The organism is Aeromonas sp. D3 (genome assembly GCF_027705025.1).
In the GTDB taxonomy this organism is placed as follows: domain Bacteria; phylum Pseudomonadota; class Gammaproteobacteria; order Enterobacterales; family Aeromonadaceae; genus Aeromonas; species Aeromonas salmonicida.
Genome location: NZ_JAPDBE010000007.1, coordinates 1 through 26156, shown reverse-complemented (window position 1 = coordinate 26156; position 26156 = coordinate 1). Strand labels below are relative to the sequence as shown.

General features: G+C 57.6%; 23 protein-coding genes, 3 tRNA genes and 2 pseudogenes. 15 read left to right on the top strand and 13 right to left on the bottom strand.

The features are described from left to right. Window positions 1–21 precede the first annotated feature (21 nt). Genes OKC28_RS06445 through OKC28_RS06435 form a run of 3 tightly spaced genes read left to right on the top strand, consistent with a single transcriptional unit; the run spans window position 22 to window position 2733 of the window. Window positions 22–915, top strand: coding sequence for an ABC transporter permease subunit (locus tag OKC28_RS06445; protein WP_058394657.1), 894 nt, complete (start codon window positions 22–24; stop codon window positions 913–915). Further along, entirely contained in the window at window positions 915–1913 is a 999-nt protein-coding gene (locus OKC28_RS06440) for a peptide ABC transporter ATP-binding protein (protein WP_017411679.1), read from the top strand. The genes OKC28_RS06445 and OKC28_RS06440 overlap by 1 nt, the downstream gene beginning before the upstream one ends. Before the next feature lie 34 nt (window positions 1914–1947). Next, the gene (locus OKC28_RS06435; RefSeq protein ID WP_005310752.1) at window positions 1948–2733 is read left to right on the top strand and encodes a peptide ABC transporter ATP-binding protein; all 786 of its coding nucleotides are present in this window, start codon (window positions 1948–1950) and stop codon (window positions 2731–2733) included. Window positions 2734–2889: 156 nt separating this feature from the next. On the opposite strand, the gene miaE is transcribed toward OKC28_RS06435, so the two are convergent. The 8 genes from miaE to lrp form a co-directional block, all read right to left on the bottom strand. Beyond that, window positions 2890–3648: a tRNA isopentenyl-2-thiomethyl-A-37 hydroxylase MiaE gene (gene miaE / locus OKC28_RS06430; protein WP_256688196.1), complete on the bottom strand. Its 759-nt coding sequence runs from the start codon at window positions 3646–3648 to the stop codon at window positions 2890–2892. Window positions 3649–3871: 223 nt separating this feature from the next. Then, a complete protein-coding gene (gene purF, locus OKC28_RS06425) occupies window positions 3872–5392 on the bottom strand; it encodes an amidophosphoribosyltransferase (RefSeq protein ID WP_005310748.1) in 1521 nt (506 codons plus the stop codon). Between the two features lie 21 nt (window positions 5393–5413). Continuing rightward, complete coding sequence (locus OKC28_RS06420) at window positions 5414–5902, bottom strand: CvpA family protein (protein WP_005310746.1); 489 nt, start codon at window positions 5900–5902, stop codon at window positions 5414–5416. Window positions 5903–6089: 187 nt separating this feature from the next. Next, a complete protein-coding gene (gene serS, locus OKC28_RS06415; protein ID WP_256688195.1) occupies window positions 6090–7385 on the bottom strand; it encodes a serine--tRNA ligase in 1296 nt (431 codons plus the stop codon). Window positions 7386–7725: 340 nt separating this feature from the next. Next, a complete protein-coding gene (locus tag OKC28_RS06410; protein WP_270688251.1) occupies window positions 7726–9069 on the bottom strand; it encodes a replication-associated recombination protein A in 1344 nt (447 codons plus the stop codon). Window positions 9070–9187: 118 nt separating this feature from the next. Then, entirely contained in the window at window positions 9188–9796 is a 609-nt protein-coding gene (gene lolA, locus OKC28_RS06405) for an outer membrane lipoprotein chaperone LolA (RefSeq protein ID WP_005310741.1), read from the bottom strand. Window positions 9797–9873: 77 nt separating this feature from the next. Continuing rightward, complete coding sequence (locus OKC28_RS06400; protein WP_256688193.1) at window positions 9874–12399, bottom strand: DNA translocase FtsK; 2526 nt, start codon at window positions 12397–12399, stop codon at window positions 9874–9876. Window positions 12400–12601: 202 nt separating this feature from the next. Continuing rightward, window positions 12602–13093: a leucine-responsive transcriptional regulator Lrp gene (gene lrp / locus OKC28_RS06395; protein WP_005300047.1), complete on the bottom strand. Its 492-nt coding sequence runs from the start codon at window positions 13091–13093 to the stop codon at window positions 12602–12604. 192 nt (window positions 13094–13285) lie between these two features. Here lrp and OKC28_RS06390 point away from each other — a divergent pair. The 3 genes and pseudogenes from OKC28_RS06390 to OKC28_RS06380 form a co-directional block, all read left to right on the top strand. Beyond that, window positions 13286–13453: pseudogene (locus OKC28_RS06390) on the top strand (alanine dehydrogenase); the annotation flags it as partial. Window positions 13454–14169: 716 nt separating this feature from the next. Further along, window positions 14170–15120 carry a thioredoxin-disulfide reductase gene (gene trxB / locus OKC28_RS06385; protein ID WP_021140586.1) on the top strand — a complete coding sequence of 317 codons (951 nt, stop codon included), beginning with the start codon at window positions 14170–14172 and terminating at the stop codon, window positions 15118–15120. A 57-nt stretch (window positions 15121–15177) separates the two neighbouring features. Further along, window positions 15178–16425, top strand: coding sequence for a diguanylate cyclase (locus OKC28_RS06380; RefSeq protein WP_256688191.1), 1248 nt, complete (start codon window positions 15178–15180; stop codon window positions 16423–16425). Window positions 16426–16527: 102 nt separating this feature from the next. Here OKC28_RS06380 and OKC28_RS06375 read toward each other — a convergent pair whose 3' ends face one another. Then, window positions 16528–16998 (bottom strand): glycine zipper 2TM domain-containing protein, encoded by a 471-nt coding sequence (locus OKC28_RS06375; RefSeq protein WP_058394664.1) that lies wholly within the window; start codon window positions 16996–16998, stop codon window positions 16528–16530. A 19-nt stretch (window positions 16999–17017) separates the two neighbouring features. Between OKC28_RS06375 and aat the strand changes: the two genes are divergently transcribed. The 3 genes from aat to infA all read left to right on the top strand — a co-directional run bounded on the left by aat (window position 17018) and on the right by infA (window position 18725). After that, window positions 17018–17725 carry a leucyl/phenylalanyl-tRNA--protein transferase gene (gene aat, locus OKC28_RS06370; RefSeq protein WP_256688190.1) on the top strand — a complete coding sequence of 236 codons (708 nt, stop codon included), beginning with the start codon at window positions 17018–17020 and terminating at the stop codon, window positions 17723–17725. Continuing rightward, on the top strand, window positions 17722–18438 hold the full coding sequence (locus OKC28_RS06365; protein WP_005310729.1) for an arginyltransferase: 717 nt from the start codon (window positions 17722–17724) through the stop codon (window positions 18436–18438). Before aat ends, OKC28_RS06365 begins: the two co-directional genes overlap by 4 nt. A 68-nt stretch (window positions 18439–18506) precedes the next feature. After that, window positions 18507–18725 (top strand): translation initiation factor IF-1, encoded by a 219-nt coding sequence (gene infA / locus OKC28_RS06360; protein WP_005300033.1) that lies wholly within the window; start codon window positions 18507–18509, stop codon window positions 18723–18725. 68 nt (window positions 18726–18793) lie between these two features. Here infA and clpA read toward each other — a convergent pair whose 3' ends face one another. Beyond that, complete coding sequence (gene clpA / locus OKC28_RS06355; protein WP_256688189.1) at window positions 18794–21046, bottom strand: ATP-dependent Clp protease ATP-binding subunit ClpA; 2253 nt, start codon at window positions 21044–21046, stop codon at window positions 18794–18796. A gap of 59 nt (window positions 21047–21105) precedes the next feature. Continuing rightward, window positions 21106–21423, bottom strand: a complete 318-nt coding sequence (clpS, locus tag OKC28_RS06350; protein WP_005310725.1) for an ATP-dependent Clp protease adapter ClpS — start codon at window positions 21421–21423, stop codon at window positions 21106–21108. A 229-nt stretch (window positions 21424–21652) separates the two neighbouring features. Between clpS and cspD the strand changes: the two genes are divergently transcribed. Further along, window positions 21653–21871, top strand: coding sequence for a cold shock-like protein CspD (gene cspD / locus OKC28_RS06345; RefSeq protein WP_005300025.1), 219 nt, complete (start codon window positions 21653–21655; stop codon window positions 21869–21871). A gap of 110 nt (window positions 21872–21981) precedes the next feature. Here the strand turns inward: cspD and folD are convergent, their stop codons facing one another. Continuing rightward, a complete protein-coding gene (gene folD / locus OKC28_RS06340; protein WP_005310722.1) occupies window positions 21982–22845 on the bottom strand; it encodes a bifunctional methylenetetrahydrofolate dehydrogenase/methenyltetrahydrofolate cyclohydrolase FolD in 864 nt (287 codons plus the stop codon). Between the two features lie 203 nt (window positions 22846–23048). Between folD and OKC28_RS06335 the strand changes: the two genes are divergently transcribed. The 4 genes from OKC28_RS06335 (at window position 23049) to OKC28_RS06320 (ending at window position 24821) form a co-directional block, all read left to right on the top strand. Next, window positions 23049–23125, top strand: a tRNA-Pro gene (locus OKC28_RS06335). 37 nt (window positions 23126–23162) lie between these two features. Further along, a tRNA-Arg gene (locus OKC28_RS06330) sits at window positions 23163–23239 on the top strand. A gap of 124 nt (window positions 23240–23363) precedes the next feature. Next, a tRNA-His gene (locus OKC28_RS06325) sits at window positions 23364–23439 on the top strand. A gap of 164 nt (window positions 23440–23603) precedes the next feature. Further along, a complete protein-coding gene (locus tag OKC28_RS06320; RefSeq protein WP_202041670.1) occupies window positions 23604–24821 on the top strand; it encodes a J domain-containing protein in 1218 nt (405 codons plus the stop codon). Between the two features lie 108 nt (window positions 24822–24929). On the opposite strand, the gene OKC28_RS06315 is transcribed toward OKC28_RS06320, so the two are convergent. Then, window positions 24930–25919, bottom strand: a complete 990-nt coding sequence (locus OKC28_RS06315; RefSeq protein WP_270688237.1) for an IS5 family transposase — start codon at window positions 25917–25919, stop codon at window positions 24930–24932. Window positions 25920–25998: 79 nt separating this feature from the next. On the opposite strand from OKC28_RS06315, the pseudogene OKC28_RS06310 reads away from it, so the two are divergent. Beyond that, window positions 25999–26156: pseudogene (locus OKC28_RS06310) on the top strand (transposase); the annotation flags it as partial.

Sequence of the window (26156 nt, the reverse complement as noted above, 5' to 3'; positions counted from 1 at the left end):
TGACCTGGAGCCAGGAATCCTATGCAAGACAAGACTAGCCTCTACCCCGAGCTCAAGATCCTCTCCCCGCTGGAGCAGACCTGGGCCTCCTATCGCCGCAATCCACTGGCAATGGGGGCACTCTGGTGCTTCGTGATCTTGCTGCTCATCACCCTCATTGGCCCATTGCTGGTGCCCTACGGCATCGATGATCAACACAGCTCCCGCCTGCTGCTGGCGCCCTCCTGGGCCAACAGCGGCAACATAGACTACTTCCTTGGCACAGACGATCTGGGCCGTGACATCCTCTCCCGCCTGGTGGTGGGCGCGCGCTTCACCTTCGGCAATGCCTTGCTGGTGGTGCTGATCGCCATGGTGGCCGGCACCGCCATCGGCATCCTGGGCGGCATGAGCAAGGGGCTCAAATCGAGCGTACTGCACCACCTGCTCGATACCCTGCTCTCCATCCCTTCCCTGCTGCTGGCCATCATCATGGTCGCCATTCTGGGGCCCGGCCTGTTCAACACCTTGATCGCCATTACGCTGGCGCTGATCCCTCCCTTCATCCGGGCGACCTACAATGCGGTCCATACCGAGATGCAAAAGGAGTACATCATCGCTAGCCGCCTCGACGGCTCGCCCCCGTTTCGGATCATGCGTCTAGCCATACTGCCGAACATAGTGGAGACCCTGGTCGCCCAGACCACTCGCACCCTCTCTGCCGCCATCCTCGATATCTCGGCGGTGGGTTTTCTCGGCCTCGGTGCCCAGTCTCCCCAGCCGGAGTGGGGGGCCATGCTGGCCGACTCGAGCGATCTCATCTATCTCGCCCCCTGGACCGTGACCCTCCCGGGCATGGCCATACTGTTCAGCGTGCTGGTAACCAATTTAGTGGGTGAAGGCATCCGCGAAGCACTCAAAGAGGGGAATGATTAATGCCCTTGCTCGACATACGCAACCTCACCATCGAAATTGACACGCCACAGGGCAAGGTCAAGGCGGTGGACAAGGTGAGCCTGACCCTGACCGAGGGGGAGATCCGCGGCCTGGTGGGGGAATCCGGCTCTGGCAAGAGCTTGATTGCCAAAGTGATCGTCGGCATCCAGAAAGACAACTGGACGGTACGTGCCGACCGGATGCGCTTCAACGACATGGATCTGCTGACCATGGCCCCCAAGGAGCGGCGCCGGATCATGGGCCGCGAGATAGCCATGATTTTTCAGGACCCCATCAGCTGCCTGGATCCGTCCGGGGAGATTGGCGCCCAGCTGGAAGAGGCGATCCCGACCGATTCGTTTGAAGGGAAATTCTGGCAACGCTTCCAGTGGCGCAAGAAAAAAGCCATCGCACTGCTGCACAGGGTCGGCGTCAAGGATCACCGCAAGGTAATGCGCGCCTATCCGCACGAGCTCTCTGACGGCATGTGTCAGAAGGTGATGATCGCCATGGCCATTGCCAACAAGCCGCGCCTGCTGGTAGCCGATGAGCCCACCAGCGCCATGGAGTCCACCACCCACTCCCAGATCCTGCGGCTGCTGGACAAGATGAACAAGCTGGGCAACACCACCATTCTCATCATCAGCAACGACATTGCCGCCATCGCCAACCTGACCGACACCATCAATGTGATGTACTGCGGCCAGATGGTGGAGGTCGGTACCCGGGATCAGATCCTGGATACCCCGCACCACCCCTATACCGATGCCTTGCTCAAGTCCATTCCCGACTTTGACAAGCTGGTGCGCCACAAGTCGCGACTCGAAACCCTGCCCGGTGTCATTCCACCGCTGCAGCATCTGCCCATAGGTTGCCGACTTGGTCCCCGTTGCCCCTATGCCCAGAAGCAGTGCGTACAGACGCCGCTGATGAGCAAGATAAAAGGCCACCAGTTCAGTTGCCACTTCCCGCTGAACATGGAGGAGCCGAAAAAATGATGTTCGTTAACGCCCCCGTCAAGGAGCACAGCTTGTGATTGAACCTTCCCTGTTGCAGGTCAGAGGCCTTAGCAAGACCTATCAAAACCGCACCGGCCTGTTTCGCCGCCGGGCGGTGGAAGCCATCAAGCCGCTCTCGTTTGATCTGGACGTGGGCCAGACGCTGGCCATCGTCGGTGAGGCTGGCTCCGGCAAGAGTACCCTGGCACGGATCCTGGCCGGCATGATAGAGCCCACCAGCGGCGACATCGCCATCGAGGGTCAGACCCTGGTGCATGGCGACTACCAGACCCGCTGCAAGCTGCTGCGCATGATCTTCCAGGACCCCAACTCCTCCCTCAATCGCAAGATCCGGGTCGGCCAGATCCTGGAGACACCGCTGCGGCTCAACACCGAAATGAGTGACGAGGAGCGACACGACAAGGTAGTGCAGACCCTGCGCATGGTGGGCATGCTGCCGGATCACGCCCTCTTCTACCCCCAGATGCTCTCCGCCGGTCAGCAGCAGCGGGTGGCGCTGGCACGGGCGCTGATCCTCAATCCCAAGATAGTGGTAGCCGATGAAGCGCTCTCCACCCTGGATATCTCGGTACGCTCCCAGATCATCAACCTGCTGCTGGAGATGCAGGAGACCATGGGACTGAGCTATGTGCTGGTAGCCAACGATCTGGGGGTAGTCAGCCACATCAGTGACGAGGTGCTGGTAATGCACGACGGACGAGTGGTGGAGCGCGGCAAAACCCTCAAGGTGTTCGCCGATCCCCAGCATGAGGTGACCCGCCGCCTGATCCAGAACTACAACAACGAATACCGCCGCTGATCCCGTGGCCGGTGCCAGCTCTGGCACCGGCACTCTCCCCTGCTCACCTGCTTGAAAACGCGCAAAAAAATCCCGGCTCAGGGGCCGGGAATTGCGCTCAAAAATGATGCGTCGCTCGTAGTAGGAACATGGCCATGGTAGGCAGCCCCCTTGACATCAACAACTGTCAGATCTGACAGGCAGCCCGCTATGGAACCTGAATTGCGGATCCGGCGAGCAGACAAGCTCGGCTTCGAGTTTGCCAAAATAAGCCACCCGCTCGCTGATATCCTCACCCGCATATTGCTCGGCCAGGGCCAGATAGTCCTGGTAGTGGCGCGCCTCGGAGCGCAGCAGGGAGACATAGAAACGGCCCAGCTCCTCGTCCAGATGGGGCGCCAGCTTGGCAAAGCGCTCGCAGGAGCGCGCCTCTATGTAGGCACCGATGATCAGCTTGTCGACCAGGGTGGCAGGCTCGTGGGTGCGTACATGCTGCATCAGGTTGCGGGCGTAGCGGGAGGCGGTCACGGGGCCATAGGGGATGTTGCGCGCGGCCATCAGCGCCAGTACCTGCTCAAAGTGGTGCAGCTCCTCCTGAATGAGCCGCACCATGGGAAACAGCAGCGGGTTGCGGGCCAGCTCCTCAAACACGGTGCGATCGGACTCCCCCATACTGCGCTTGCCCAGGATCTCGGCCTTCTCCGGGATGGCATCCAGCTCCCGATAGAATTCCAGCTTGGGCAGCAGATGACGTTTTCCCTTGGGCAGGCAGTAGCGACGCACCAGGCTGTGGGCAGTGAGCGCAGCCTTGTTCTCGCAGTTGGCGTGATCGATGAGCAGGGTGGGCAGATGGGCGGGATCGCGCGCCATGGCCACCCACTCGTCCGGGGTCTCGCACTGCAAAAACTGGCGCACGGGGGCTAACAAGTCATCCATCTGAATTCTCGTCTGTTCTGGTTGATACGGCATTTAGTCGAGTGGATACGACTGCGCGAAGGGCGCGACAGGCTGACTATGCTAGCGGATCCCGCCGCCACTGCCCATACCCGGCTGCATAAGTGCTTTTTTTTCAAGCAGATAACATCCCTCCCCCATTGCCCAGACACAACAATGGGGGCCGCAGCCCCCATCTCATCTCTGTCACTGACAACGAAAACGTTTAACTGCCTTCGTTGAAAATTTCCAGATTGCTGGTGCCTTCCTGCCACTCACGCACCGCCTTGTTGTCATCGCTGCGCATGGCATTCAAGTGATCCAGATAGGACTGATCCACGTCCGAGGTGACATAGTGACCGTTGAACACCGAAGTCTCGAAGTGGCGCAACTCTGGGTTGATCTCCCGCACCGCTTCTTCCAGATCTTCCAGATCCTGGAAAATCAGGCCATCGGCACCAATCAATGCACACACCTCTTCCACTTCCCTGCCGTGGGCGATCAGCTCGTTGGCGGTCGGCATGTCGATGCCATAGACATTGGGGAAACGGATTTCCGGTGCCGCCGAGGCGAAGTAGACCTTGGCCGCGCCCGCTTCTCGGGCCATCTGGATGATCTGCTCAGAGGTAGTACCCCGCACTATACTGTCATCCACCAACAACACCTTCTTGCCCTTGAATTCGGAGCTGATGGCGTTGAGCTTGCGGCGTACCGACTTCTTGCGCTGGGTCTGGCCCGGCATGATGAAGGTACGGCCTATGTAGCGGTTCTTCACGAAGCCCTGACGATACGGCAGGTTCAAGGTATGGGCTATCTCCAGCGCCACGTCACAGGAGGTCTCCGGGATGGGGATAACCACATCCACATCGAGATCTTCCCACTCGCGCGCAATCTTCTGGCCCAGCTTGCGACCCATGTTGAGGCGGGCGGCATAGACGGAGACCTTGTCGATGCAGGAGTCAGGACGGGCGAAGTAGACATATTCGAAGATGCAGGAGCTCATCTGCGGGTTTTCCGCACACTGCTCGGAGAAGAGCTGGCCCTGCTCGGTAATGTAGATGGCTTCACCCGGCGCGACATCGCGCACCGTCTCGAAACCGATGGCGTCAAGCGCCACGCTCTCGGAGGCGAGCATGTACTCCACCTGGCCCTGCTCGTCTGCCCGACGACCCAGGATCAGCGGACGAATGCCGTTGGGATCACGAAAGCCGATGAGGCCATGACCAATCACCAGGGAGACGACAGCATAGGCGCCACGGATCTGCTGATGGGTCTTGCGCACCGCAGAGAAGATATCCTCCGGACGCAGCGCCATCTTGTCGCAGAGATCCAGCTCGTGGGCCAGCACGTTCAGCAGCACTTCCGAATCGGAGGTGGTGTTGATGTGACGACGGGCCACCTTGAACTGCTGCTCCTTGAGATCCTTGGCGTTGGTGAGGTTGCCGTTGTGGGCCAGCACCATGCCGTAGGGAGAGTTCACGTAAAAAGGTTGGGCTTCAGCGGCACTTGAGCTGCCTGCGGTGGGATATCTGACATGACCTATGCCGATATGCCCCTTCAGTCGCTGCATGTGACGCACTTCAAACACGTCCTTCACCAGGCCGTTGGCCTTGCGTTGCCGGAAGTTTCCACTGTCTATGGTCACGATCCCGGCGGCATCCTGTCCCCTGTGCTGCAACACCGTCAAGGCGTCGTAGAGGGCCTGATTGACGGGGGTGGTGCCAACTATACCGACAATACCACACATGTCTTTGCTACCTCGAAGTCACTATACCTGTTTAAGAAAACTGGATGAGTTCAACATGAACCCGAAAAACCACTGGATAACCGGTTTGAACTCGGGTACCAGCTTGGACGCCACCCACCAGTCGCTCTGGGAGAGGCTGGTGAAGGTATCCATAAAAAACAGCAGGGCACTGACGATCAGCACTCCGCGAATGGCGCCAAAACAGATGCCAAGCACCCGATCCGTTCCTGACAGGCCTGTTTTTTCCACCAGCAGCCCCACCACATAGTTCACTACCCCGCCCAGGATCAGGGTCGCCACGAACAGGGCTGCAATGGCCAGGCCGTTGCGTACCAGGGGATCGGAGAACGAGGTGAAATAGACGGCGAGATCGGGATAGAAATGGCTGGCGATAAAGAAGGCGATAAACCAGGTGACAAGGGACATGGCCTCCTTGACGAAACCACGTACCAGGCTGATGAGAGCGGAGAAACCGACGATGCCGATGATGGCGTAATCAATCCAGACCATAGGAAAAAGTGTCCTGCGAAATTGCGGCGCAGTCTAACAAAAACGATTGCGCAATGCTTGATAAAAATGTGTTAAATGTTCGACCAGGGGCCGGATGAAGCACTTTTTTCGGTGCCAACGCGAAGATTTGGCGCCCAAATGCACAACGCCATGGCATGGCCATGGCGTTGTATTTACGCGAGTGCGCTTAGCCTATGTGGGTCAGACCGCCCATGTAGGATTGCAGCGCCGCCGGAATGGCGATGCGGCCATCTTCCTGCTGGTAGTTCTCGATCACGGCCACCAAGGTGCGGCCCACTGCCAGACCTGAGCCATTCAGGGTGTGTAGCAGCTGGGGCTTGCCATCGATACGCACGCGAGCCTGCATCCGGCGCGCCTGGAAATCGGTGCAGTTGGAGACGGAGGAGATCTCACGATAGGTGTTCTGGGCCGGCAGCCACACTTCCAGATCGTAGGTCTTGGCGGCGCAGAAGCCCATGTCGCCGGTAGAGAGCACCATCACGCGATACGGCAGCTCCAGCAGTTGCAGCACCTTCTCGGCGTGACCCACCATCTCTTCCAGCGCATCCCAGGATTTCTCGGGGTGAACCAGCTGCACCATCTCGACCTTGTCGAACTGGTGCATGCGGATGAGACCACGGGTGTCACGGCCGTAGGAACCCGCTTCGGAGCGGAAGCAGGGGCTGTGGGCCGTCATCTTGATGGGCAGCTCCTGCTCATCGAAGATCTCGTCGCGTGCCATGTTGGTAAGCGGCACTTCGGAGGTCGGGATCAGGGAGAACTTGCGCACCTTGCCCTCTTCTTCCCCTTCACCATTGATGCCGGTGTTGAACAAGTCTTCGGAGAATTTGGGCAGTTGGCCGGTGCCGTACAGGCTGTCCGGGTTCACCAGGTAAGGCACGTAGCACTCGGTGTAACCGTGCTGCAGAGTGTGCAAGTCCAGCATGAACTGCGCCAGGGCGCGGTGCAGGCGGGCAATCTGACCCTTCATCACCACGAAACGGGCGCCGGAGAGTTTGACGCCGTTCTTGAAGTCGACACCCTTGGCCGCTTCACCGAGATCGATGTGATCGCGCACCGGGAAGTCGAACGCGCGCGGGGTACCCCAGCGGCGCACTTCGACGTTGTCGTTCTCGTCGCGCCCCACAGGAGTGGTGTCACTCGGCAGGTTGGGAATGGCATCGGAGATGGACTTGATCTCAGTCAGCAGCGCATCGAGCTCAACCTTGCTGGTTTCAAGCTCGTCGTTGATCTTGGTCACCTCGGCCTTGAGCGGAGCCACATCTTCACCACGACGGGCAGCCTCACCGATGGACTTGGAGCGGGCATTGCGCTCGGCCTGCAGCTCCTGGGTACGGGACTGCAGATCCTTGCGTTTCTCTTCCAGAGCATTGACAGCCACTACGTCCAGAACGTAGCCACGTGTCGCCAGACGAGCGGCAGCTTCATCGATCTCGCTACGCAGATATTTGGGATCCAGCATGGTTTACCTACTTTTTTAAAATGGGATCTGGGCCTGGGTCATCAGACCGGGCGAGAAAACAGATCCGGAAGTTAACATCGGTTGGCGCACCCCTATCGTCTTCAGCTTCGGGCCTTCAAAATCAGGCCTTCGAAATCAAGAAGATGGCATCAGGCCAAGACAAGCGGGGTCAGAGGGGCAGTGTATCAGACCGCCCCCCCGCGCGAACAGGGACTATTTATGTCGTTTTTACTGACGTTACCTGCCCTGTGAGGGCAAATACGACCCCTGCTGGCCCCTTGACGATGCAAGGCTCATATAGCCCCGGGGATCACGAATGCACATAGGCGGGCTCGCCCTGTCAGGTGTCCCGCTTGCGTGGGCTCTGTTTATCCAGCTCGTGGAGATAATCGAGCTTCTGGGCGATCTGCTTCTCGAGACCGCGATCCGTGGGCTGGTAGTACTGCTTGCCCGCCAGCTCCGGCGGAAAATATTGCTCGCCAGCGGCATAGGCCCCCGGTTCGTCATGGGCGTAGCGGTACTCGGCGCCATAGCCCAGATCGCTCATCAGCTTGGTGGGTGCGTTGCGAAGGTGCGGCGGCACCTCGAAATCGGGCAGGTTTTTGGCGTCGTTGAGCGCCGCTTTCCAGGCGGTGTAGACCGCATTGCTCTTGGGGGCGCAGGCAAGGTAGACGATGGCCTGGGCGATGGCCCGCTCCCCTTCGGCAGGACCGATGCGGTGGAAGCAGTCCCAGGCCGACAGCGCCACCTGCATGGCTCTTGGGTCGGCATTGCCCACATCTTCCGAGGCAATCGCCAGCAAGCGGCGGGCGATGTAGAGGGGATCGCAACCTGCGCTCACCATGCGGGCATACCAGTAGAGGGCCGCATCGGGGGCCGAGCCGCGAATGGACTTGTGCACCGCCGAGATGAGGTCGTAGAAGTGATCGCCCCCCTTGTCAAAGCGCGCCACGTGCTCACCCACCACGGCGGCGAGCAGGGCACTGTCGATCACCCTCTCCCCTGCCCCATTGGTTTCGGCCATGTCGGCCAAGAGCTCCAGGTAGTTGAGGGACTTGCGCCCGTCACCATCCACGGCTTTGGCCAGCGCCTCCTTCACTCCGGGGGCAAAGGTGAGTGCCGGATCATTGAGACCGCGGGAGTCTGTCATTGCCTGATCGATCATGGCGAGGATGTCGTCCTCCTCCAGCCGCTTGAGCAGATAGACCCGGGCCCGGGAGAGCAGTGCGTTGTTGAGTTCAAACGAGGGGTTTTCGGTGGTGGCACCGATAAAGGTGATGGTGCCGTCTTCGATGTGGGGCAGGAACACATCCTGCTGGCTCTTGTTAAAGCGGTGCACCTCATCGACGAACAATATGGTACGCACCCCGCGCCAGCTGTTCTCCTTTGCCTTGTCGATGGCGGCGCGGATCTCCTTGATACCGGAGGTCACCGCGGAGAGCCGCTCCACCTCGGCCTGGCAGTAGTGCGCCATCAGTTCCGCCAGGGTGGTCTTGCCGGTACCGGGCGGCCCCCACAAAATCATCGAGTGGCAGTGACCGGCCAGGATCGCTTTGCGCAGGGGCTTGTCAGGCCCCAGGATATGCTGCTGACCTATGTACTGGTCGAGGTTTTGCGGCCGCATCCGGGCCGCCAGCGGACGAAAGTCCGACGAAAAATCCAGGGATAAATTGCTCATCTGCATTGACCATCCAGCGTCATGCCGACCGCCAGTGGAGGACTGCTCGACGATAGATCCAAAGACATCATGCGGGCCGCCAGCAGGTGATGGCCCGACGAGACATCCAAAGAGAAATTGCTCATCAGCGCTGGTCGTCCAGCTCGACCCCCTTCGGGATCTTGAAAACAAATTCGTTGCCCTTGAGCACCGGCTTGCGGTTGAAACTGCTCAGGGTAAATTCGCTCCATTGCCCCTGTGCCTCTTTCACATCGAAACGACTGATGTTGTTCTGCCTGTCGAACGTGACGCGAAAGGAGGCGATCAGCTCATCCTTGTTGCGGCTGGTAACGGTGTAGACATTCCCTTCCTGGGTCACGTCATAGTGCTTCCAGAATTTGTCATCGTTGCCGGCGATCAGGATGAAGGGGGTATTGAGGACCGCATCCTTGAGTTTGAGGGCGGTTACCTGCTCGACGAAGGGGTCATAGACCCAGACGTCCTTGCCATCCGCCACGATCAGGCTCTCGTCCGGCGAGGTGGTATGCCAGTTGAAACGATTCGGGCGCTGCACCAGCAGATCGCCACCGGCCTTTTGCAGCTCCTTGCCCTTGCTGTCGTAGACGGTCTGGGCAAACTTGGCGGAGAAGAGGCTCACATCGGCCAGCTTCTGCTTGAGGCTGCTGGCCGCATCCGCCCACACCTGACTGCTGGCAACCAGCAGCACAGACCCTATCAACAGTTGTTTTTTCATCACGCTTTTCATGAAGACGCTCTCGATAAAAGGCCACACCCGATGAGGGCATGGCCAGGGTAGAGGAAGGGTGAGCCTTAGTCCCGTACCGGCGGCGGTGCCAGCACATCGCGCTGACCATTGCCGCCCGGCGAGCTGACGATACCCTGATTTTCCATCTGCTCGATGAGACGAGCCGCACGGTTGTAACCAATCTTGAATTTGCGCTGCACGCTGGACGTCGAGCCACGGCGCGACTCCACCACGAAAGCCACCGCCTCGTCAAACAGGGGGTCGAGCTCTTCGTCGCTACCACCGCCATATTCGCTGCTGCCACCCTCGCCGCCTGACTCACCGGAGAGGATCTCTTCGATGTAGTTAGGTTCACCGCGCAGTTTCCAGTCCGCCACCACCTTATGTACCTCGTGATCATCGACGAAAGCGCCGTGGACACGGGTGGGGTTGGAGGTACCGGCCGGCATGTAGAGCATGTCGCCCATGCCAAGCAGGGATTCGGCACCGCCCTGATCCAGAATGGTACGTGAGTCGATCTTGCTCGACACCTGGAACGAGATCCGGGTCGGTATGTTGGCCTTGATAAGACCGGTGATCACATCCACCGACGGACGCTGGGTCGCCAGTATGAGGTGAATACCGGCTGCCCGCGCTTTCTGGGCAATACGGGCGATGAGCTCTTCGACCTTCTTGCCGACAATCATCATCATGTCGGCGAATTCGTCCACCACCACCACTATGTGGGGCAGCTTTTCCAGCTCCGGCGGCATCTGATCCATGGAGTCACCCGGGCGCCACAAGGGATCCCGCATCGGTTCTCCCTCAGCAGCCGCAGCCAATACCTTGTCGTTGTAGCCCTTGAGGTTACGCACCCCGACCGCCGACATCAGCTTGTAACGGCGCTCCATCTCGCCCACACACCAGCGCAGGGCGTTGGCAGCATCCTTCATGTCGGTGACCACTTCGGTCAGCAGATGGGGGATCCCTTCGTAGACAGAGAGCTCCAGCATCTTGGGGTCGATCATGATGAAACGCAGATCGTCCGGGGACGACTTGTAGAGCATGGAGATGATCATGGTGTTGACCCCCACCGACTTGCCCGAACCGGTCGTACCGGCCACCAGCAAGTGCGGCATCTTGGCCAGATTCACCACCACGGGCTCCCCTGCAATGTCCTGACCGAGCCCCATGGTAAGGGGGTTGCGGCTATCACGGAAAGCATCGCAATCGAGAGTCTCGCGCAGGTAAACGGTCTGGCGCACCCGGTTGGGCAACTCGATACCGACGAAAGTCTTGCCCGGGATCACTTCCACCACCCGCACACTGCTGGCGGAAAGTGATCGGGCCAAGTCCCGCGACAGGTTGGTGATCTTGCTCGCCTTCATGCCAGGGGCCAGATCCAGCTCGAAACGGGTGATGACAGGGCCCGGATAGACACCGACCACCTTGGCCTGCACGTTGTAGTCGGCCAGCTTGGCTTCCACCAAACGGCCCATACGGTCCAGCTCGTCTTTGCTCATCATCTGGGTCTTGGCGGGCGGTCTGTCCAGCAGCTCGATGCTCGGCAAGGGGGGCATGCTCAGTTGCACACGGCGCTTGGGCTTGCCCGGCGCGGCGGCAACCGGTGCGACCGGCTCATCCTCACCCTCGGCCCAGGGCAGATCGAATTCGTCATCCTCGTCATCGGCCGTGGTCAGGGCCGGCTGGCGACGGGCATTGGCAGCGGCAGCGCGCTTGGGTTTGGCCACGGGTGCCGGCTCGTCATCTTCATCATCAAACTGCGGGTCGAACTGGAAGGTATCGTCATCGAGCTCCGGCAGCCACTCATCGGAGGTTGCCTTCTGGCCCTTGGCGGTACCGTTACCCTTGGGACGATGGGTCCAGCTGGAGTGCGGCTCATCCTCGTCTTCATCATCGAGCTCGAGGGCACCGACGCCCCCTTCCAGCAAGGGATCCGCTCCCTCGTAACGGGGCTGACGCCAGCCACCGGTCAACCAGCGACCCAGTGTAGTGGGGAAGTGGTAGATGGCGCTGACCGAACCGGTACAGGTGGCGCCAATCCGCTCGACTATGGTGAGCCAGGACCAGCCGGTAAACAGTGTGATGCCGGTTGCCACGAAGCAGAGCAACATCAGATTGGCACCGACGCCGCCAAACAGCGGCACCACGGCGGAGGCGATCACGTCCCCCACCAGGCCACCGGCGGAAAAATTCTGCATGTCATTGAAGTTCATGCTGGCAATGGCGGACATGCCGAGCACTGTCAGCACGAAGCCGACGATGCGCACCGACAGGGTGAGATAGTCCACATCCAGCAGCCGGCTCGGACGCCAGAACAGGCTCCAGCCCAGTAAAACTACCAGGGGGGGGACCAGATAGGAGAAAGCCCCAAAGGTAAACATGGTGATATCGGCGAGCCAGGCCCCCGCGCTGCCGGCGAGGTTCTTCACCTCCCCTTGCCAGGAGGTCTGCGACCAACCGGGATCGGCGGGATGATAGGACAACAGGGCAAGCAAGAGATAGGCAGCCATCAGAGTGATGGCGATCAAGACGGCTTCGAAGATCCGTTGTGTACCTGATAAAGGAGTAAACAGCTTTTTATCGGCCAAACTCCGGCTCCTTTCTGAAAACATATAATGCGGGGGGATAAGGGGGCCTAGTATCCCTGAAAAGCCCACCGATTGTCAGCCAGTGCCTGATGGGCTGGGCCATATTCACAACCAACTCGATAAGAAGAAACGAGCGGACCGGCCGCTCGTTTCTGACTGTCGTGACTTGTCATTAGCCTAGCAAGCCACAGCATAACCCAACTCAACGGGTGCTGATCACCAGACGACTGCTCTGCTTGACCTCTTCCATCACCACATAGGTGCGGGTGTCATTGACGCCGGGCAGTCGCAGCAGGGTTTCCCCCAGCAGGCGGCGGTAGGCCGACATGTCGCTGACGCGGGTCTTGAGCAGATAGTCGAAATCGCCGGAGACCAGATGGCACTCCTGGATCTCTTCAAGCACCTGAACAGCCTTGTTGAACTGTTCAAACACATCCGGCGCACCGCGATTGAGGGTAATTTCCACGAACACCAGCAGAGACGCATCCAGATAATGAGGGTTCAGAATAGCGGCATATCCTTCGATATAACCTTGTCGCTCGAGGCGACGAACCCGTTCCAGACACGGTGTAGGACTCAGGCCAACTCGCTTGGACAACTCAACGTTCGAAATCCTGCCATCCTTTTGCAGTTCATTCAGAATGTTGCGGTCAATCCTGTCCAAATCCTTTAGCCGACTCTTAGCTTCCATCATTTTATTCCATCCTTTGGCTATTTTTTGGTAAGAATCACCAGTCATTTTATAATTATGGTCACAAATCCTGTCAATACCTGAATATGCTAGGCGCAAATGTTACGTAACCTTGAAGCAACATAAAACACCGGTCGATAGACGAGGGATAGCATGATTATCGGTGTACCTAAAGAAATATAAAACCATGAATATCGCCTAGACATGGTTCCGGCCAGTGTACGTGAACTGACAGCACGAAACCATACTGTTTTCGTCCAAAGCGGCGCAGGAAGCGGCATTGGCTTGGATGAGGCAGATTATCGCGCTGTCGGTGCCGATATTTTGGTCTCTGCAGCAGCCGTTTTCGCCAAGACCGGATGATCATCCAGACCAGATAACTCCGCACATCAAACATGCCTGACCCGCGGGGAACATCCCCTCTTTAATCCCGTTGTGCCACCTGTTTGCATTGGGTCCCAGGCACTGGCCCTATCCTTCAATCGCGGCCCCCTCTAAACCATCCACCCAGAAATGACCTGACGCTGCCGCCCATGGCGAAGAAAGTGGCTGAACGCATCTCTATTCATTCGAATAGCCCGCATGCTCCTCTTCTACCTGACTGTCTTGGTACTCTGCTGAGGGTCATCTTGCTGTTGAGGTGGTCAAGACAGGGATCTGCTACGCAATGATGGTATCGGGCGCCACTGCGCCAAGAGTTGTCAACCATGACCATATTGTCCGCATGAAGCCGGGTTCGGCCATCGTCGGCATGACACAGATACGGGCAAAACAAGAAGCCCCTCACCCGTACACATCCGGTTTGCGGCTTCGTCAACGAGGCAAGGCAAGACACGACAACGCAGCCGAAATACCGGGGGACCAAGATCATCCCGAGCGAACTCGCAAGCCACGCCCAACCTCGCGCCGGCAAACGCACTTCTCTGAGTCAGGATCCGTCCAGAATGGACCCTTTTCACCTCAACATGAGCATCAGCCTGCACCCATCATCGATTGGCACAATCGACTCACTGACCTTTGACCCCATATCACGAATTACCTACAATCGCGCAAACTCATCACGTCTCGGAAATCACATCATGAGCCAAGTCACTCACAGCAAACTGCTGATCCTGGGGTCAGGCCCGGCCGGTTACACTGCCGCCGTCTACGCAGCCCGCGCCAACCTGAATCCTCTGCTCATCACAGGCATGCAGCAAGGTGGTCAGCTGACCACCACCACAGAGGTGGAAAACTGGCCCGGTGATCCCGAAGGTCTGACCGGTCCAGCCCTGATGGAGCGCATGAAGGCCCATGCGGAGAAGTTCGATACCCGCATCCTGTTTGATCATATCAATGAAGTGGAGCTGACCCAGCGTCCGTTCCGCCTCAAGGGCGACAGCGCCGAATACACCTGCGATGCGCTGATCATCGCCACCGGCGCCTCCGCCAAATATTTGGGACTGCCTTCCGAAGAGGCCTTCAAGGGACGCGGCGTCTCCGCCTGCGCTACCTGTGACGGCTTCTTCTATCGCAACCAGGAAGTGGCGGTGATCGGCGGCGGCAATACCGCAGTGGAAGAGGCACTCTATCTTGCCAACATCGCCAAGAAGGTGCACCTCATTCACCGCCGCGATGAGTTTCGCGCCGAGAAGATCCTGATCAAGCGTCTGCACGACAAGGTAGCGAGCGGCAACATAGTGCTGCACACCCACCAGACCCTGGACGAAGTGCTGGGGGATCAGATGGGCGTGACCGGTGTGCGCCTGCGCAGCACGCAGGATGACACCACCACGGATCTGCCGCTGATGGGCGTATTCATCGCTATCGGCCACCAGCCGAATACCCAGATCTTCGAGGGCCAGCTGGCGATGCAAAACGGCTACCTGATCGTCCGTGGCGGGCTGGACGGCTTTGCCACCCAGACCAGCATTGAAGGGGTATTTGCCGCCGGCGACGTGGCCGATCACAACTACCGTCAGGCCATCACATCTGCCGGCACCGGCTGCATGGCCGCCCTCGATGCCGAGCGATATCTGGACGCGCAATAAGCGCAAGGGATATAAAAGGCATGCCGTGAGGCATGCCTTTTTACGTTAAGGAGCCGGATGAAACAGAAAATATTGATTGTCGAAGATAGCATGACGATCCGTCGCATGTTGATCCAGGCCATCGCGCAGCAAACTGGCCTGGAGATTGATGCCTTCGATACCCTGGAGGGGGCACGTCACTGCCAGGGAGACGAATACGTGGTCGCGCTGGTGGATCTCACCCTGCCTGATGCTCCCAGCGGGGAAGCCGTCAAGGTGCTGCTGGAGCGAGGCTTGCCAGTGGTGATCCTCACCGCCGACATCAGCGAAGACAAGCGGGAGGCCTGGCTGGAAGCAGGGGTGCTGGATTATGTGATGAAAGATTCACGTCACTCCCTGCAATACGCGGTCGGTCTGGTGCATCGCCTCTATCTCAATCAGCAGATTGAAGTGCTGGTCGTCGATGATTCACGCACCTCCCGCCACCGCACTATGGCACAGCTACGCAAGCAGTTGTTGCTGGTCCACGAGGCGAGCCATGCCCGCGAAGCCCTTGCCACCCTTGAGCAGCATCCGGCCATCCGGCTGGTACTGGTCGACTACTATATGCCGGAAATTGACGGCATCAGCTTGGTGCGGATGCTGCGAGAGCGCTACAGCAAGCAGCAGCTCGCCATCATAGGGATCTCGGTGTCGGACAAACGGGGCTTGTCTGCCCGCTACCTCAAGCAAGGGGCCAACGACTTTCTCAACCAGCCGTTCGAGCCGGAAGAGTTGCAGTGTCGGGTCAGCCATAACCTGGAGGCGCTTGAGCAGTTCAACAGCATTCAGGAATCCGCCAACCGCGATTACCTGACCGGGCTTTATAACCGGCGCTACTGGTTCAACGAGGGGCAAAAGTGGTTTGAGGAGCATCAGCGCCAGCAGACGCCGCTCGCGCTGTGTGTCCTCGATGTGGATCACTTCAAGCAGGTCAACGATCACTGGGGTCATGCCATCGGCGATCAACTGCTCTGCCACCTTACCCGGTTGCTGACCCAGTTCTTCCCCGATGCCATGATTGCCCGCTTTGGGGGGGAGGAGTTTGCCCTTATGGTGCCCCATTGCACAGTGCCAGTGCTGCTCAAACGGCTGGAGGGACTGCGCCAACAACTGCGTCAGCAACCCTTGTCACGGGAGACGCCACTGTTCGTTCGCGCCAGTTTCGGGGTGATCAGTGTCGGGCGAGTCTCCATGGACGAGGCACTGAGTGAAGCGGATCGCCTGCTCTATCAGGCAAAAAACACAGGTCGCGACAAGATAGTGTCTCAGGGCTCATCTGCATGAGCTAGATGAGTTCCGTGTAGTACCGCCCGACAGGCTCCTGTCAATGGAGACCGTCGGGTTGCTCCTCTTCCCTCTTCCCTGCTTCGCTCGATATGCTTTGCCTCAGTAGGTCTTGTCGACTCGTACCCCATCGTCGAAATAGAGGATGCGCACCTTGTCGCCGTTCATGAATACCATGGCCGGATCATAATCCTGAATGACATTGATGAGCCCGTTCTGCTCGTTGCGAATGAGCAGCTCCACCAGCTTGTTCTCCACCACAGTGCCGCCAGACTGATACTGCTGCGCCGCAGCCGCGCCGGCCAGCGCCCCGACGGCGGTGGCAATTTCACGGCCATGACCACCGCCAAACTGATTGCCAAGCAGTCCACCCAGGACTGCCCCGCCCAGGGTTTTCCAGCCGGAATGTTCAGACTCCAGGATCTGGCGCTGGGTGATGTTGCGCACCGTCTCCACCTGGCCAAACACCACCTGATTGACGGGCCGCGCCGTGTTGCGCTCGTAAACCTGGGCCCCGGCGGGCGCAGTGACAAAGCAGAGCAAGCTGGATACTATCAGGATAATGGCCTTCATCTGTGAACCTCTTCGCCTTATGTCTCGCTATCTTACCCAATTGGATGATGCGCTGTGCTGGTTTCCCGACCCCGAGCACGCACTGGATGAACCCAACGGCCTGCTGGCGATCGGCGGGGATCTCTCCCCTGAACGATTGCTGGCAGCTTACCACAAGGGGATCTTCCCGTGGAATGAGCCCCACCAGCCGTTGCTGTGGTGGTCGCCGGATCCCAGAGGGGTCATCATCCCCGAACAGCTGCACATAGGTCGCAGCCTGCGCAAATTTATCCGCCGCACCTCATTCGATATTTCCATCAATCGCGCCTTTAATGAGGTAATAGCGGCCTGCGCCGCCCCCCGTCGCAGCGCCAGTGGAACCTGGATAAGCACGCCCATGATCGACGCCTATCGACAACTTCATCGCCTTGGTCATGCCCACTCCGTCGAGATCTGGCAGCATGGCCAGTTGCAAGCGGGCCTCTATGGCCTCTCCCTCGGCCGCCTCTTCTGCGGTGAGTCCATGTTCAGCCGCATCGACAACGGCGCCAAGCTGGCCATGGTGGCGCTCTGTCACCACTTCGCCCGCCACTGTGGTGCACTGATCGATTGCCAGATGCAGAATGATTTTCTGGCCACCATGGGGATCCAGGAGTGGCCAAGAGAGACGTTTTTGACGGCGCTGACCAAACTGAGCCGGCAGCCGTTGGTAGATAACTGCTGGCAAGCGGGGAGCATCAGCCTATGACAGAAGAAGTGATCCTCAAGGTAGGCCTGACCCCCAAGCATCAATGCAGCTATCTGGGCCATGAACAGGAGCAACTGCTGGTATTGATGGACCACAACCTGCTCAATGCCAGCGGCTATGAGCGGTTGCTGACGGCGGGATTTCGGCGCAGCGGAAATGACATATATCGGCCCCACTGCCCGGCCTGCAGTGCCTGCCAGTCGCTGCGCATTCACAGCGAACGCTTTGTGCCGAGCCGCAGCCAGAAGCGGATCCGTCAGTTGAATCAGGACCTTGAACTGGTGCTCAGCTATGACGACAAGCCCGAGTATTACCAGCTCTACGAGCGCTACATTCGCGAGCGTCACCATGACGGCAGCATGTATCCCCCCAGCCGGACCCAATACAAGGGCTTTTTGCATTGCGACTGGATGCCGCCACTTTACCTCGAAATGCGCAAGGACAACCGGCTGATCGGGGTCGCTACTACGGATCTGCTCCCCCACTCCTTGAGCGCCATGTATACCTTTTTCGATCCGGCTCACGCCGATCGCTCCCTCGGTACCTTTGCCATTCTGAGTCAGCTGGATCTGGCCAAGCGCACAGGTCGCACCTGGTTGTATCTTGGCTATCTGGTGGAGGCGTGCCGCAAGATGAATTACAAGCGCCAATACCTGCCTCACGAGCGGCTGATACAGGGGGAATGGAAAAATATCGACACCAAGCCCGAGTAAACTTTACACATAGCCTTAAATCCGGCATGATCCAGCGGATTTTTGTTGTGGCTTATCAAGAGGATTCAATGGCTAAAGAAGACAGTATTGAGATGCAGGGCACCATTCTCGAAACCCTGCCCAATACCATGTTCCGTGTGGAACTGGAAAATGGTCACGTGGTTATCGCTCATATTTCCGGCAAGATGCGCAAAAACTACATCCGTATCCTGACTGGGGACAAAGTAACGGTAGCTCTGACTCCGTACGATCTCTCCAAGGGACGTATTGTTTTCCGCTCTCGCTAAGCCAGGAATTCAGCAAAAAACCCCAACCTCTCGGCTGGGGTTTTTTGTCGCTTTCTAACTATCAGTGCTTAGTGGGAGACAGCTTCAATATTGACCTGAAAGTCAAAGCTGAGGCTGTCATTTACCAACTCAACCTTCACTACCCCTCCATCAACCAGTGATCCAAACAGGATTTCATTGGCCAGTGGTTTCTTGAGGTGTTCCTGGATGACCCGTCCCATGGGTCTGGCTCCCATGGCCCTGTCATATCCCTTCTCGGCCAACCAGTGGCGGACACCCTCGGACACTTCAAGAGACACACCCTTGGCATCCAGCTGTACCTGCAACTCGACAATGAACTTGTCGACCACCTGGTGGATCACCTGCATATCCAGATGGTTGAACCAGATGGTGTGATCCAGCCGGTTGCGGAACTCAGGACTGAACGTCTTGTTTATCACCGCCATGGCATCGTGGCTCATATCTTGTTGCTGGAAGCCAATGGACTTGCGCTGGGTCTCCTGCACACCGGCGTTGGTGGTCATCACCAGGATCACGTTACGGAAATCGGCCTTGCGCCCGTTGTTGTCCGTCAGGGTCCCGTTGTCCATTACCTGCAACAGCAGGTTGAACACATCCGGGTGCGCCTTCTCAATCTCGTCCAGCAACACCACAGAGTGGGGATGCTTGAGCACTGAGTCGGTCAGCAAGCCGCCCTGTTCAAAACCGACATAACCGGGAGGGGCACCAATCAAACGTGAGACGGTATGGCGCTCCATGTACTCGGACATATCAAAACGCAGCATTTCCACCCCGAGCGCCTTGCCAAGTTGCTGGGTGACCTCCGTCTTGCCCACCCCGGTCGGGCCGGCAAACAGGAAGCAACCCACCGGGCGGCGTTCATTGCCAAGACCTGAGCGTGACAGCCGAATAGCATCAGTCAACACCTCTATGGCCTTGTCCTGGCCAAACACCACCATCTTGAGATTGCGCTCCAGGTTTTTCAGCACTTCCTTGTCGGAAGAAGAAACAGATTTCTCCGGGATACGGGCAATCTTGGCAACGATGGCTTCGATTTCCGGCACATTGATCACTTTCTTGCGCTTGCTCACCGGCAGCAAACGTTGCCCTGCCCCCGCCTCGTCGATCACGTCGATGGCCTTGTCAGGCAGATGACGGTCATTGATGTACTTGGCCGACAGCTCAACCGCAGCCCGGATCGCCTTGACTGTATAACGCACTCCGTGGTGCGATTCGTAGCGGCTCTTGAGGCCCATCAGGATGCGAGTGGTATCATCCACACTCGGCTCGACGATATCGATCTTCTGGAAACGACGGGCCAGGGCACGGTCTTTCTCGAAGATCTGGGAGTATTCCTGGTAGGTTGTCGACCCGACACAGCGCAACAAACCATTGGAGAGCAACGGCTTGATGAGGTTGGCTGCATCAAGCTGGCCACCCGAAGCCGCACCGGCCCCTATGATGGTGTGGATCTCGTCGATGAAGAGGATGGCCCCTTCCTGACGCTCAATCTGCTTGAGCAACACTTTGAGGCGTTTTTCGAAATCACCACGATACTTGGTGCCCGCCAGCAAGGACCCCATATCCAGTGAATAGATGGTGCTACCGGCAATCACCTCGGGCACATCTCCCTTGACGATGCGATAGGCCAGGCCTTCGGCGATGGCTGTCTTGCCAACACCGGCTTCACCCACCAGCAGCGGATTGTTCTTGCGGCGACGGCACAATACCTGGATGGTACGGCTCAGTTCCTGATCGCGGCCGATGAGCGGGTCGATACGCCCTTCCAGCACCAGCTGATTCAGGTTGGTGGCAAAGCTTTCTATCTGGGCAGCAGAGACATCATCGTCAGACTCGGCATTGTTACTGCTGTTGTCCGGCTTGCTGTCTTTTCGCACCCCGTGGGAGAGGAAATTGACCACATCCAGCCGGCTTATCTCGGCCTTTTTCAGAAAATAGGCCGCCTGAGATTCCTGCTCACTGAAGATGGCCACCAGCACGTTGGCGCCGCTGACCTCAGTATTGCCGGAGGATTGCACATGGAAGACAGCACGTTGCAACACCCGCTGGAAGCCAAGCGTGGGCTGGGTTTCTCTGTCTTCATCATCGCGGGGAATAAGCGGGGTTGTTTGACCGATGAATGCGCTGATCTCTTTGCGCATCAGTTCCACATCAGCACCACACGAACTCAACGCCTCAAGGGCTGAGCTGTTATCCAGCAGGGCTAACAACAGGTGCTCGACAGTCATGAATTCGTGGCGCTCGTCACGGGCCAGTTTGAAAGCCTCGTTCAGCGTCTTTTCTAGATCTTTATTCAACATAGGCACCTCCCCTAGTACAGCAACAATGTGGTGTCGTTCTCGCCATCAAGTCATCAGATTCAAGCCTTTTCCATGGTACATAGCAGTGGATGTTCGTTGTTACGTGAATAGGTGTTGACCTGGACCACTTTGGTTTCGGCAATCTCGGCGGTAAACGTACCACAGACTCCCTTACCACTATAATGCACACTCAGCATCACTTGGGTAGCCTTGTCCAAATCCATACCAAAGAACTTTTGCAGCACCTCCACCACAAACTCCATCGGTGTGTAGTCGTCGTTGTTCAGGACGACCTTGTACATGGGTGGCGGTTGCAGCTTCGTTTTCTCTGCTTGTGCAATCTCTTCATTAGCAAAGAGTTCTTTCTGCTTGCTCATAGTCGCGCTTCGGTACCTCTAGATTACTACCGTCTAACACAAGATTGTCAATAGACTTGTTAACCAGATCACATCAGTTGTTAACAACTCCTTGACTCGCTCAAAAGTTAGACTAGATTGGTTACTTGCTAATCGGCGCCCGTCTGCTATAGACGTATGCTACTAGTTATAAAGGGCTGGCGCAGGTTACTCAACGACTTCAGGGTAATCAATAAAAGGATGTAGATGTATGGCAACCGGAACAGTCAAGTGGTTTAACAACGCAAAAGGATTTGGGTTTATCTGTCCGGAAGGGGGTGGTGAAGATATCTTCGCCCACTACTCCACGATACAAATGGAAGGTTACAAGACCTTGAAAGCAGGTCAGGCAGTCAACTTCGAACTGCAGCAGGGGCCGAAAGGAAATCACGCCTCTGTCATCGTGCCAAACGAAGCACAGAACATGTAAGAGTCAAACTGGATAAATAAAAAACCCGGCGAACCGCAAGGTTGCCGGGTTTTTTATTTTGAGCTTTGAGTGTGAGCGTGAAGCCAATCAGATGCAGGCTTCACCCATCATCACAGAGCCTGGTCGTGATAGTCCTGACAGGCACTCAGGGTGTTTTCCATCAGGCTCGCTACCGTCATGGGGCCAACACCACCCGGAACCGGTGTGATGAAAGAGGCATGATTACGCGCCGTCTCGAACTCCACATCCCCCACCAGAGAGCCGTCAGCCAGACGATTGATACCCACGTCGATCACCAGGGCACCCGGCTTGACCCACTCTCCCGGAATGAAGTTCGGCTTGCCCACGGCCACGACCAGCAAGTCGGCACGACGCACCTGCTGTTCCAGATCCTGGGTGAAGCGGTGGCAGGTGGTCGTGGTGCAACCAGCCAGCAGCAGCTCTAGCGTCATCGGGCGCCCCACTATGTTGGATGCACCGACCACCACAGCATGCAAACCATGAGTCTTGACGCCAGTGGTCTCTATCAGGGTCATGATGCCCTTGGGCGTACAGGGGCGCAGTGCCGGAATGCGTTGCGCCAGACGGCCCACGTTGTACGGGTGGAAGCCATCCACGTCCTTGTCGGGACGAATACGCTCCAGCACCTGGGTCGTATCACAATGGGCCGGCAGCGGCAGTTGCACCAGAATGCCGTCTACATCCGCATCATCATTGAGCCGATCGATCAGGGCCAGCAGCTCTTCCTGGCTCGCCGTCGCGCTCAAATCGTAAGAGCGGGAGATAAACCCAACCTCTTCACAGGCGCGGCGCTTACTGCCGACATAGACCTGAGACGCAGGATCCACCCCTACCAGGATCACCGCTAGACCTGGCGCCCGTTTCCCTTGTGCCAACCGCTGTTGGACTTGCGCTGCGACCTGATTGCGAATCGTTTGCGCAACCTGTTTTCCATCAATGATTTTGGCAGACATCGTTCTTCACTCACCATGTGTTCAACTGCCGCGCATTGTCGCATTTTTTTGGCGCAGGTGTTAGCAGCGCTCGCTGGGCGGGCAATAAGTAGGCACTTGAATTTACTGGCGGAAAAATACGTTGACGCTGCCTTTCCCGCTTGGGTATGATGCCCGCCCGTTGCCCAGTACCGCCGCTATCGGTATGCTGGACAGGAAATTTTCGGTGATTAGCGCAGCCCGGTAGCGCATCTGGTTTGGGACCAGAGGGTCAAAGGTTCGAATCCTTTATCACCGACCAAGTTCATCGATGAGCCACCTTGGCTAATCGATACAGAGCGCCCTTAGCTCAGTCGGATAGAGCAACGGCCTTCTAAGCCGTGGGTCGCAGGTTCGAATCCTGCAGGGCGCGCCATTTAAAATGTGTTTTAAATCATTGAGTTATTGACGAAGAGTGTGACTTATTGTCCATTCGGCAGATTATCTCAAGATGACCTTGGCCACGCCTTGGCAGACACAAAATGGCGATGATTTCAGTGGTGGCTGTAGCTCAGTTGGTAGAGTCCCGGATTGTGATTCCGGTTGTCGTGGGTTCGAGCCCCATCAGCCACCCCATTATTTCTCTGTTGTTGCTATCTGTTGCGAAAGAAATGAAAGGCTTGAATATGGCCGGCAACTCATCAGCAAGGCAGACTTCGCGCAATTTATACGCGGCGATAAACCGGCCACGCGCCGGTTTTTTGTTTTAGCGAATCAATTAACGCCCATGGAGGCGACCTATGTCTCTTCGTCATCCGGGTCGCAAGCAGCCCGCTCGCCAGCCCTCCCCCGCGACGGGCAACCCCGCCCTCGATCTCTTCCACCGCAACTGGCAAGCGCTCGAAAAGCTACAGGCAAAGATCGACAAGCAAGCCCTCAACTGCCGCGATATCTATCAGCGTTTCACCAGCGAAATAGAACCCCTTGAGCGTCAACAGTGCGAGCTCATCTTTGCCCTCGCCAAGCGCCTGGTCGATTTTACGGCTCGCAAGAGCTTTACCCTGTGGCAGCGGGAGACCTTGCACCACTGGATCCACGATCTCATCAGCTATATCGAGTCCAATCCGTTTCGTGGCGAGATGGATTTGGCACCCCTCTTTCACCAAATCCAAACCAATACCGCCCTGCACATGGATGACGAACAGCTCGACTATCAGTGTGACGTTCTTACCCAGATGCTGATGGAGACTTGTGGCCACTGCCCCGATGACATCGATACCTTGCGCGAGATGCTCAAAAACCCCGATCGGTTGAACGAGTACATGATGAATGCGGCGCGCCAGCATATGGCCGAAGAGTGCAACACCGTCGATAAAGAAGAGGATGCCCGCTTCGACGATGATGAGTTGTTTGCCGATGAGCCTCTCTTCGGCACTGAGCAGCAAGATGCTTTTGCCCACGCGCGCACCCGTCGTGAGCAAGAGGAAGAGGCGCGCATCGAACAGTTGTTCAGCAAATCCAGCCTCAAGCAGCTCTATCGCAAGCTCGCCCTGGCGCTGCACCCGGATCGGGAACCCGACCCCGTCATGCAGGCGGAAAAGACCCGCATCATGGGCCAACTCAGCCAGGCCTGGGAAAACAAAGAGATGTTCACCCTGTTGCAGCTGGCCCACACCCACCTGCCCGAGTTCGATAACCTGCTCAGTGACGAGAACCTCGCTTACCTCAACCCGATGCTGAAACGCCAGCTACGCGAGCTCGAAGTCAGCTACTACGGCGGGCAAGACGGGCTAATGGGCGCGGTGCTGCACAAATTCAAGCAATCATCCAAGAAAAAGACCGAGCAGGCCTTTGCCGAACATCGGGACTATTTGCTGCGTGATATCGACCACCTGACTGCCCAGCTGGCCGAGATCACCACCCTGCAGACCCTCAAACCCTATCTGGCGGCCCGCTGGGATCAGAAGCAAATGAGGTGGGATGAGGAAGAGGACGATATGGAATGGCTGTTTAGGTAACGGCCAGCGGTGACCGACCATCTCATCAAACAATCAAGGCGCCACTGGCGCCTTGATTGTTTTCACACTGCTGGTTTTTACACTGATCGTGCTATCGGATAGCCAGCCTTAAATCAGGGTCACCTGACGCGCTTTGCCATCAGGCGCCAGCGCCTGTTCCTCATCGTGGATAGTTGTGAAGGGCTCAGGGGAAATGGCGGCTGCCGATGCGATTTTGCGCTGCTCAGCAATACCGATAACCTTCCCCAGGATTTCGCCCACCTGGGCGTTGTAGTTCCGCAGGCTCAGCGTTGGCCCGATGAGTTGCTTGAACCGGTACATGGCGGTCTCGGCTATCGAGCGCTGGTGATAGCCGGAGTCTTTCTTCCATTGCTTCAGTTCACCGGCCTTGAGCGCCGTCACCGCCTCGTTGCGGGGATGGCCTTCCTCCCACGGTGCCGCATTTTTTCTCGGCGGTATGGTGGCTTTCGCCCCCTTCTTCTTCAGTAGCGCATGACAGGCCTTGGTGTCATACGCACCATCGGCGCTGACCTGTTTTATCTTGCGTCGTAAGGGGTTGAGCAACGTCGGTAACACCTCGTTATCCGCCACCGTCTCCAGGCTGACTTCGGCAGCGATGACCGCATGGGTTGTGGCATCCACCGCCAAGTGGAGCTTGCGCCACACTCGTCGCTTCTCCTTGCCGTGTTTGCGAATTTTCCATTCGCCTTCGCCATAGACCTTGAGGCCGGTTGCATCAATGACCAAGTGAGCCACCGGGCCTTGGCTGGGGAGGCGGTACTTGATGTCGACGGTCTTGGCGCGCTTGCTGATACAGCTATAGTCCGGCGACTGCAAAGGCACCGCCATCAGTTGGAACAACGAGTTAATGAAGCCTTCTAGCGCCCGCAGCGGCAACTTGAACAAGCCTTTTAGCATCAGGGCCGTCTCAATGGCGGTGTCACTGTAGTGGAAACCTCTCCCTCGGCGGCCATGGTGGACCAGGCAATGCCACTGCTTAATGGCTTGTTCGTCCATCCAGATGGTCAACGAACCGCGTTGCACCAAGGCTTGGTTGTACTGCTGCCAGTTGCTGATCTTGTGCTTGGACTTGCCCATCTGATGCTCTCGGAGACTGCGCTACAGGATCAGATCACCGAGATGACAGATAGTTCCCCGATTTGAGCAACAAGGCCCCTCCATGCGCCTGTTTGCCCGATTATCCCTGGATAGCGCCCTGCCGGATCGCACCACCATCATGAATTTCCGCCACCTGCTCGAGCAGCATCAACTGGCCCGTCAATTGTTCAAGACCATCAATCGCTGGCTGGCCGAAGCAGGCGTCATGATGACCCA